This is a genomic window from Dendronalium phyllosphericum CENA369 (genome assembly GCF_016056275.1).
Classification (GTDB): Bacteria; Cyanobacteriota; Cyanobacteriia; order Cyanobacteriales; family Nostocaceae; genus Dendronalium; species Dendronalium phyllosphericum.
In genome coordinates, this window is sequence record NZ_JAECZA010000293.1 from 1 (window position 1) to 9,426 (window position 9,426).

Sequence of the window (9,426 nt, forward strand, 5' to 3'; positions counted from 1 at the left end):
GTCTACCATTGTATCTCGCCTCGATATCACACAAATTTTCTGCGACGTAGATGATTTCTGTAACCAATGGGAAAATCTGTGGCGGCAAGTACCACACTTGCCATCGACAACAGGAGAAAGGCGTAGCACTTCCCGGATGCATCTATCGGAAGTAATGACGATTGCGATCGCCTTTCATGGTTCGGGCTACCGGACATTCAAAGAGTTTTATACGTTGCATGTATTACCTAGTTGGCGTAATGCATTTCCAAACCTGGTCAGCTACACGAGGTTTGTAGAATTGATGCCCTGGAGTTTAATGCTATTGTGCTGTTTTTTGAGCACCTTAACGGGCGAAATGACGGGGATTAGTTTTATCGATTCAACCCCAATCAACGTTTGTCATAATTGTCGAGCGCATTCTCATAAAGTGTTTCAAGGATTAGTCGGATGGGGAAAAAATTCGCATTTGTTGGCATTATGGCTTTAAACTGCATTTGATTATTAACGACAAAGGAGAATTACTTGCTTTTAAGCTCACTGCTGCGAACATAGATGACCGAAAGCCTGTTCCAGAGATGACTGAGGATATAATTGGTAAACTTTTTGGAGACAGAGGGTATGTCTCACAAAAAATCTTTGAAGAACTGTATGAGCGAGGTTTAGAGTTTATTACTAAGTCAAAGAAAAACATGAAAAACCGTTTGCTCAAACTGATTGATAAAATCTTGTTACGCAAGCGAGCAGTCATTGAGTCTGTTAATGATTATCTCAAAAATGTATGTCAAATAGAACACTCACGACACCGGAGTCCATTAAACTTTCTGGTTAACTTGTTAGCTGGTTTGGTTGCTTACACCTACTTACCTAACAAACCCTCTATTGATATTTACCCTAAAGACTTGCCTGCACTGCCTCCTGCTCTTTTTTAGTTCTGTCGAACTCACGTTAAGTAAAAAGAAAAATTTGATCGTTCAGAGTTTTTCGCTCTCGACTATTGACTATCTAACGTGATTACGGTGACTTCTGGCGGACAAAATAATCGTCCTGGTCGATAAGTTCCCAAGCCCCGATTAACATATAACTGATTATTTGCTACTTGGTGAAAACCTTGTGCCCACTCCCAATATCGCACCACTTTTGAACAATCTCCTAATAGAAATGGTATCCAACGTCGTAGTTTTTTAGGGAGTTGTTTTAGGAGCTTTTTGTAATGGTAAACCACAGGCCCCATACCCGGTAGTACAATATGACCGCCGTGGGTATGACCAGATAGTTGCAAATCTACTCGCCATTGTGACAATATCTTAGCAGTATCTGGATTGTGAGATAAAACGATGCGAGGTGTGGCTGGGTCTAATTGGTTCATAACTGGTGTAGGGTTGAACTCCCGCGACCAATAATCAGCTAGTCCTACTATTGGTAATTGTTGCCCTAATGGATAGGCAATTTCATTCCACAGGACGTTAACTCCAATGCTAGTAAATGCTGATGTAACTTCTGCTTTGGAGCGATCGTAGTGGATATCATGGTTACCAAGTACAGCATAAATGCCATAGCGACTTTGGAGATGTTTGAGTCGTAGCACAAGTTGATGAATTGGTGCGGGATCGTCAGTTACATAGTCGCCGGTTAAGACAATTAAATCTGGTTCGGCTTCGTTAGTGGCTGCGATCGCATTTTCTAACATTTCTTCTGATAGCCGCAGACCATCATAGTGGAAATCCGACAACTGTACCAGCCTTATGCCTTGCAAAGATGTTGGAAGTTCCGCAATCTTAACCGTTAATTTATCTACACTTAAACGACCTGTAAACAACCAGTGCATAGTGCGACAAAGCCTCCTCATACCAGCGTTTACAGCTTATCAAAAATTAAAATGTATCTTGAGTTAAGTACAAAAATTTAATTGTAACCTACTCACTTTGTAGCGTAATTACTGTAACTTCTGGCGGACAAAATAAGCGTCCTGGGAAATAAGTTCCCAAGCCACGATTGACATATAGCTGATTTTTTCCGATGCGATGCAAACCCTGCGCCCATTCCCAATGACGTAGTACAAAGTAATCTTTTCTCAGAAATGGGAAGCGACGGCGTACTTTTAAGGGGATTTTTGGCAAGATATTTCTTTGATAGGGTAGCATAGGCCCGAATCCGGGGATGACAATTTGACCGCCATGAGTATGACCAGATAGTTGCAAATCTACTCGCCATGGTTGCAATATCTCGGCGGTATCTGGATTATGAGATAAAACAATCCGTGGTGTAGCAAAGTCTAGCTGGTTCATGACTGGTTCGGGATTGAATTCCCGCGAGTAACGATCTGCTAGTCCCACTAATAGTAATTCTTTTCCCCAAGGATAAGCGATTTCATTCCAGAGAACGCGTATACCAATATTAGTAAGTGCAGCTGTTACTTCGGTTTTTGCATGTTTATGACGAATATCGTGATTACCTAATATGGCATAAATGCCAGAATTGCTTTGGAGATGTTTGAGTCGCTGCGCCAAAGTGTGAATAGGTTCTGGGCTTGTGGTTACATAGTCACCAGTCAATAGTACTAGATCGGGTTTGACTTGGTTGCTAGCGGCGATCGCTTTTTCTAACATTGCTTCCGACAACCGCAAACCATCATAGTGAAAGTCTGACATCTGCACCAACTTCTTACCTTGTAAAGATGCAGGTAAACCCGCAATTCTAACCGTTAATTTCTCTACACTTAACGGCCCAGATAATAACCAGTGCATAACGTACTTCGTAAACCTTAATTTTAGCGTTTACAGCTTAACTAAAAATTATGCGATCGCCTGTGGCAACCATGACACTTGTTGAAAAATTCATCAATTGCTGTAAATTTTCTTTAGTCTAATTTAGAGTTTCGATAAAGATTTGTTGATGTAAATGTAGTAATTAACTATATTTATTATATTTAATTGTTATATACTATACTTAGCTCTACTACCCTGTTACCTTGACCAAAACAGCGAAAGTTTTTTATGCCCTCACCTTTGGAACCACAATTCATTCAGGATTTTACCCACTTCGAGCAGCATGTAGCAAAACTTATTTCTAGAGCAGGTTGGACAATTGAAACTGCTAAGACCAACCAGCCTGGTTATGATTTAGTGGCCAAAAAAGAAAATTTACTTGTCGCTGTTCAGGTGAAATGGCTAAAAAATAATGTGACAGCACCGCAGCTTTTAAGCTTTGCTAATTTTTTAGATTCCAATGAAGGAAAACAGTTTAATTTAGGTTGGTTTATAACCACAAAAGGCTTTGGCGGCCCAGCGTTATCATTAATCAGATCGTGGAATAAAGACACTAAAATCCGTTGTGGTATTGCCCATGAAAATAAATTAGTAAATATTAATGGTTTTGAAGATATCGCTAGCGGAAACAACAACGGAACAACAAACTCAGACAATGAAAATAATACCTCTAAAAAACTTTATTTTGGAATTTTTACTTGCAAAGGTGGAGTTGGGAAAACAACTGTAGCAGGGCATTTAGCAGGAGCATTAGCACTGCAAGGATTTAACGTGGCTCTTGTAGACTTAGATCCAGAACAAAATCTGCAAAAGTTAGTGGGTGATGGCGTTTTCGTACCTAATCCAAATGGTGTTGGTACTACTATACAAGTATTTGATGAGTCTGTTTGGCATGAAGATGCTGCTCGTGATTGTCAAATAGTGATTTGTGATTGCTCACCCGCACTAGAGCGTAATCCTAAAAAATTAGTTGAGCGGTTAGACTATTGCATAATCCCAACAACCCTAAATCCACTAGGAATTAATAAGCATGGTAAAGTTATTCAACAGACAGTTCAAGAAATCCGTCAAATAAACAAAAATGCTCATTTATTTGTTGTAGTCAACAACTTTAAAGATCCAGGAGTTAGGCGTTTCAAACTTTTGAAACAAGTATATGCTACAGCATATGATGAAATTAGTAAAATAGACAATAAATTTCATTGCATAGATCCAGAAGAAGTTTGTATTAGAGCTAGCGATCTACTTTATTACTGGGGTATACATATCCTCGAAAACCCAGACAACCCTGCTAGTAGATTAGCATTCGATCTAATTGGCGGCAGATGCTACCCGCGTGAGGATTTTATCAGTTTAGCTGATTATATTGAAAGAAAAGCTGGCATAGGAATTCTAAGGACTAGTTAAAATGTTTAGTACAGATACTACAACGGCTTTTTACAAAGGTAGTATGTTTATTTACTACATCAACACTCAAGTTAGTAATTAAGACTTTTATAGTAAGTCTATCTCGCTTACAAAGTGTTAGCAGTTGAAAAGGGTTAATCAAGTATTGGGTCTTGGGAGAGAGGTAGTACAGTCAGGTATAGTGTATCTCTGGGGAGATACTATAAACTTTTCTTTATGTTTAAATTGGCACACAGCTATATATCCTCAAAATATAGCTGGCGTACAAGGAGAACAGATGTCAGGAACTACGTCAAATTCAGAAATGTTATATCGTGTACTCGGTAATACACAAGAGAGGGTTTCCGCAATTGGTCTTGGTGGTTGGCATATCGGCTTAAAGAACGTTGATGAAGAACTGGGTATCCGAATTGTTCGCACAGCGATCGATCGCGGCATCACTTTTATGGATAACAGTTGGGATTACAACGATGGAGTCAGCGAGATTCGTATGGGGAAAGCGCTCTTGCATGGCTACCGAGATAAAGTGTTCCTGATGACGAAAATCGACGGTCGCTCGAAGAAAGAAGCAGCAAAACAAATTGACGAATCACTGCAACGCCTACAAGTAGATTGCATCGATCTGGTTCAGCATCACGAAATTATCCGCTACGAAGACCCGCATCGAGTTTTTGATGAAGAAGGGGCGAATGCTGCTTTTGTTGAGGCGCGCCAAGCTGGCAAGCTGCGATATATTGGCTTCACTGGGCACAAAGACCCTCACGTTCATTTGCACATGCTGGAAGTCGCAGCCGAGCATGGGTTTCAGTTTGCTACAGCGCAAATGCCGCTGAATGTGATGGACGCACACTATCGGAGTTTTGAGAAACTGGTTGTGCCAGAACTGGTAAAACAAAATATTGGCGTTCTGGGGATGAAAAGCATGGCAAACGGGATTATTTTGAAATCAAAGACTGTTACGCCAATTGAGTGCCTACATTATGCTCTGAATCTGCCAACATCGGTTGTGATTACGGGAATTGACAGCTTAGAGATTCTAGAGCAGGCATTTGAAGCAGTGCGGACATTTCAGCCAATGAATGAGGAACAAGTGCGATCGCTGTTAGCAAAAACGGCAAAAGCGGCATCACGCGGCGAGTTTGAGCCATTCAAAACTTCATCCATTTTTGATAGCACTGCTCAAAATCCTGATTGGCTGGGAGAAGAACCACAACGGCTTCAGCAATTGATGCCAGCGTGAGCAAGGAATAGACATTATCTGGTTAACCCACTCCTCAGTGGTAGAAGCTTCGCAAACTAGGACAATTGCTTCAATCGCTTCACTAACTGACATCTTCTGCGAAATAATCAAAACTCCAGAACTGGTTTGTGACATGATAAACTTGCCAAACTCAATAGGCATAGTTTTGCGATCGTGGGTGACAAGAACTCTGCCATCCTGTGCTGCTATTGCTAATACCTCTGGATCTTTTTTGCCTTCGAGCAATGCTTCATAAGCTGATTGAAAGTCAATTTCTGGTTGTCTACGTATTGTGCCAGTAACAATCGCTTGTCTTAGATCGGCATCCGCTTGAAATCGAATTGCCGTCATAGATTACTTTGCTTGTGTATTTGTGCACGTGTCTCTACGATCCAGTATCCTTCATCTCGCTGTTCGATATATTGTTTTGTTAGGGTTGGCGCTACTTTCATAAGATTGAGGATTGCTCTTAACCTAAATATAGTTTCAGATTTTATTGATTGATGCGTTACAGAAGATATGAGATTGGCGATCGCCCTTCATATTTCTCTAACAGAAAGTCGTGGCGTGGCTATTGAACTTAATACGATCGCCGATAAAACCTTTTAAAAAACAGGTTTCTGATTCAAGATATGGCAAAGCCTGTGTGCTGACGTAAATTTTCTGGATGAAAACCTAAAACAATGTCTTCACGAGGAATACCAGCTTCCATGAGTGCTTCTGCAACTGGGTAAGAACTACCGTCATACTGAATCCAAACTTTATCGCCAATAATGTCGATATGCACCGTACAACCATGTACGCGACGAATTCCATCCCAACCTACTTGTAGCACTTGGTAGCGATCGCGTTCAGAATCTATCACAGCCCCAGTATCAATTTGACCGCGATCGGGCTTGTGGGTAGCATATTCTGATATGACTTTTCGCACAATCTCACGATACTTTGCTAGTTTATCCATTGCACAATTCTCGCTTGTTGCTCATCAAAAACAATTAAAGCGAGAATCAATCTGTTTTGTTAATGCATCGGCTGACATTGCTAATGCATCGGCTTGCATTGCTAATGTATCGGCTTGCATTGTTGATGCATCGGCTTACATTGCTAATGTATCGGCTGACATTGTGAATGCATCAGCTTGCATTGCTAATGTATCGGCTTGCATTGCCAATGTATCAGCCTGCATAAGTAGCCTACCTTACCTTAACTTCGTCCTGCCAAAAAACTTTTCTTACTGTTATTTTTTTTGTTGCAATGGGCACATTAAATATATAGTTTACTACGTGTCCATCTATGTCTACTCAAGATACAACACGCCGTTTGTCCCCTCAAACAATTAATCAAGATGTTACCTCATTGCACGGCTTACAAACTATAAACACCTACAATACAACTCGTGTTGATGCTTCTGAAGCAAACTTGCAGCTAACTTATCAAGCTATGTTAACCCAGCAACAAACTGAGAACGAAAAACTAGCGTTATATCGCGCTGCTGCTGATGCGGCTCGATTAGCAGAATGGGAATTTCACAATGCGGTATTAGCTATGAAAGAAGTCGTGCGCGGACAATATGGCTCAGATAGCGATCAAGCCCAATCGGTTGGACTGAAGAAAAAATCAGACCGCAAGCGTCCCACTCGGAAAAAATCAGTTGCAGCTGCAAGTTGAGCAATTTAACTATTAAGTTAGTGTAGAGCGATCGCATTTAGAGAAAAATTAGCGATCGCCTCTGTGCAAAATCTCTACTTTTGGATTTTCTGGAGCTGATACAGCAAAATCTGTAGTAACCAGTGTGTTCTCCCACATTGAAGATTTGGCATATGCGTTTGTGGAAATTAGTGCTACTGAGCAGTATTTTAGCTGTTGGCAGTTGGTTAGGTTGGCGCTTCGTTAATCAATCAAAAACTACCCTACTAGCTCTCGATACTAGCACTGGCAAGCTTCAGTGGATTCATCCGATAAAATCACAAATCTATAGTAATGGCACAATTGCCGCTAATGGCAAAGTCTTACTCAGCTTTTGTCAAGATAAATCCGCCGAACAAAAAAACGATCGCCGTCAGTGCAGCTTTTACCAACTCCAAGCTTTTGATGCTGATTCAGGACGCATTCTTTGGACGTACCAGCCTCAAGGTTCTGACAGTGGTTTTGAGACTGCGTTTAATCCATCGGTAATTTTTCAAAACAACCAGCTTTACATCCAAGTTAACAATGAATTGCGATCGCTCGACCCTGCTACAGGACAACCGCGCTGGGCAACTCAGCATACAGGGTTCGATGTTAGAGTTGTTGGCAATTACGATCCCCAGATTGTTACCCTACCGAATCAACTAGCTACTATCGACACAGTAGATAAACAACAGCGAATTCTAAAATTACTAGATCCGCAGACGGGTAAGCCACTCCAGCAAATTACTATCTTGCGAGATCGACTCACTTCTAGCACAAATCTCATCGCCGCTAACAATCTCAGCGTCTTTCTAGCAACATCAGGACTTATCCAATTAGGTGCAAATGAATTTTATAGCAACGGGCGATCGACAATTACTGCCTACGATAGCAAAACAGGAAAGCCCCGCTTCAGCACCAACATTGCTGGAGAGATTGAAAATATGCAAGTTGTGCAAAATACTCTACAACTCAAAACTTATGGCACATACGACCCATTAAAGAAAACTTTCCCTTACAAGTCATCTTTCCTTGCTGTTGATGCAAATACTGGCCGCGTGCTTTGGCAAAAACCCCTAAGCCAAATTGCTTGTGCAGACATTGGTTATTCTTGGCGAGTGGATGCAGACTCAGTTTATGTCAATTGCAATCTTTATTCTCAAGCTCCTAGAGGTCAAGATTCGAGTACGATTGTGGCGCTATCTGCTCAAACCGGACAAATCAAATGGCAATATCAAGCTAGCCCAAATCTTTATTCAGAATTTCTGCCTAATGTTGTCAGTCCTGAGCAATTTCTGACGTTCCGCAAAGTTACAAGTGGTAATAGTCGCCAAACTCAAGCGATTGCACTGAATCGCCAAACTGGAAAGCTGCTTTGGTCTTTTGCTCTTTATAGCGATCGCTATGTTGACAAATTTAGGGCAATTGTAGCTACCGATAGCAATCGACTATTTGTACTCGATTTCATGCCTCGCTGGCAAATTTGGCTCTTGCAATTCAATTCAGATTGGTATTTTCAGCAGCCGATACAGCCGTAAAGGCGATCGCACTGAAGCTCATTTTTTCAAAACCAAATCGGCTAATCTAAAAGTATAAAAGCTCAAATGAGGGAGAGACATACCATGTCATCTGATGCAATTAAACAGACAATCTCCCAAAATGTCGAACCTTGGGATTGGGAAAATCCTCCCATGCCTCCCACTGACTTGATTTTTGATGATGGAGAACCTTTGGAGAGTAATCGCCACCGCATTGCCATGAATGTTTTGATTCGGTCGTTGCAACAAGCTTGGGGCGATCGCAACGATTTTTTTACAGGTGGTAACATGTTTGTTTACTACAACAGCGCCCAAGCTCGCAATCGTGACTTTCGCGGCCCGGATTTTTTTGCGGTACTAGATGTTGATGGCACTATCTCTAGGCAAGGCTGGGTAGTGTGGGATGAAGGCGGACGTTATCCAGATGTGATTGTAGAGCTAATGTCGCCTTCGACTGCGGAAGTGGATACGACAACTAAAAAAGATATTTACGAGCGCGTTTTTAAAACCCGAAATTACTTTGTCTTCGATCCCTTCAATCCCGCTTCTTTGCAAGGATGGCAATTAAATGGTAATTTGCGCTATCAATCCATTGCACCAGATGAGCGCGGCTTTCTTTGGTGTCAAACTTTGGGCTTTTGGTTGGGTACTTGGCAAGGAACTGTAGATCGAGAAACAGCAGTGTGGTTGCGATTTTACGATAATTCTGGCAATTTGGTTTTGTTACCAGAGGAAGCAGCTCAAGCGAAAGTTGAGGAAGAACGGCAGCAGGCTGAACAAGAAAAGCAAAGGGCCGAACAAGAAAAGCAAAGGGCCGAACAAGAAA

At 41.4% G+C, this 9,426-nt stretch carries 9 protein-coding genes and 1 pseudogene; 6 read left to right on the forward strand and 4 right to left on the reverse strand.

Annotated features, from left to right (window positions below):
- The first annotated feature begins 7 nt into the window (after window positions 1–7).
- Window positions 8–911, forward strand: a pseudogene (locus tag I8752_RS33450) (IS982 family transposase).
- 62 nt (window positions 912–973) lie between these two features.
- Here I8752_RS33450 and I8752_RS33455 read toward each other — a convergent pair.
- Window positions 974–1,807 (reverse strand): metallophosphoesterase, encoded by an 834-nt coding sequence (locus I8752_RS33455; RefSeq protein ID WP_214436476.1) that lies wholly within the window; start codon window positions 1,805–1,807, stop codon window positions 974–976.
- Window positions 1,808–1,895: 88 nt separating this feature from the next.
- On the reverse strand, window positions 1,896–2,726 hold the full coding sequence (locus tag I8752_RS33460) for a metallophosphoesterase (RefSeq protein WP_214436477.1): 831 nt from the start codon (window positions 2,724–2,726) through the stop codon (window positions 1,896–1,898).
- Window positions 2,727–2,975: 249 nt separating this feature from the next.
- Between I8752_RS33460 and I8752_RS33465 the strand changes: the two genes are divergently transcribed.
- Together I8752_RS33465 and I8752_RS33470 are read left to right on the forward strand one after the other, a co-directional pair.
- Window positions 2,976–4,154, forward strand: a complete 1,179-nt coding sequence (locus I8752_RS33465) for a nucleotide-binding protein (RefSeq protein WP_214436478.1) — start codon at window positions 2,976–2,978, stop codon at window positions 4,152–4,154.
- A 124-nt stretch (window positions 4,155–4,278) separates the two neighbouring features.
- Window positions 4,279–5,394 carry an aldo/keto reductase gene (locus I8752_RS33470; RefSeq protein WP_404827138.1) on the forward strand — a complete coding sequence of 372 codons (1,116 nt, stop codon included), beginning with the start codon at window positions 4,279–4,281 and terminating at the stop codon, window positions 5,392–5,394.
- On the opposite strand, the gene I8752_RS33475 is transcribed toward I8752_RS33470, so the two are convergent.
- Window positions 5,311–5,745, reverse strand: a complete 435-nt coding sequence (locus I8752_RS33475) for a DUF5615 family PIN-like protein (protein WP_214436479.1) — start codon at window positions 5,743–5,745, stop codon at window positions 5,311–5,313. The two genes, I8752_RS33470 and I8752_RS33475, sit on opposite strands and share 84 nt — an antisense overlap.
- 274 nt (window positions 5,746–6,019) lie before the next feature.
- The gene (locus I8752_RS33480; protein WP_214436480.1) at window positions 6,020–6,355 is read right to left on the reverse strand and encodes a XisI protein; all 336 of its coding nucleotides are present in this window, start codon (window positions 6,353–6,355) and stop codon (window positions 6,020–6,022) included.
- 332 nt (window positions 6,356–6,687) lie between these two features.
- Between I8752_RS33480 and I8752_RS33485 the strand changes: the two genes are divergently transcribed.
- From I8752_RS33485 to I8752_RS33495, 3 genes are all read left to right on the forward strand, one after another.
- Window positions 6,688–7,062 carry a hypothetical protein gene (locus I8752_RS33485; protein WP_214436481.1) on the forward strand — a complete coding sequence of 125 codons (375 nt, stop codon included), beginning with the start codon at window positions 6,688–6,690 and terminating at the stop codon, window positions 7,060–7,062.
- A gap of 122 nt (window positions 7,063–7,184) precedes the next feature.
- A complete protein-coding gene (locus tag I8752_RS33490) occupies window positions 7,185–8,600 on the forward strand; it encodes an outer membrane protein assembly factor BamB family protein (protein WP_214436482.1) in 1,416 nt (471 codons plus the stop codon).
- Between the two features lie 84 nt (window positions 8,601–8,684).
- Window positions 8,685–9,426, forward strand: a 742-nt coding sequence (locus I8752_RS33495; protein ID WP_214436483.1) for a Uma2 family endonuclease, incomplete at its 3' end; no start/stop codon positions are given.

Coding starts and splice junctions, on each gene's coding strand:
- I8752_RS33455 (WP_214436476.1), bottom strand. CDS start 1,807: ATGCACTGGTTGTTTACAGGTCGTTTAAGTGTAGATAAATTAACGGTT.
- I8752_RS33460 (WP_214436477.1), bottom strand. CDS start 2,726: ATGCACTGGTTATTATCTGGGCCGTTAAGTGTAGAGAAATTAACGGTT.
- I8752_RS33480 (WP_214436480.1), bottom strand. CDS start 6,355: ATGGATAAACTAGCAAAGTATCGTGAGATTGTGCGAAAAGTCATATCA.
- I8752_RS33485 (WP_214436481.1), top strand. CDS start 6,688: ATGTCTACTCAAGATACAACACGCCGTTTGTCCCCTCAAACAATTAAT.
- I8752_RS33465 (WP_214436478.1), top strand. CDS start 2,976: ATGCCCTCACCTTTGGAACCACAATTCATTCAGGATTTTACCCACTTC.
- I8752_RS33475 (WP_214436479.1), bottom strand. CDS start 5,745: ATGACGGCAATTCGATTTCAAGCGGATGCCGATCTAAGACAAGCGATT.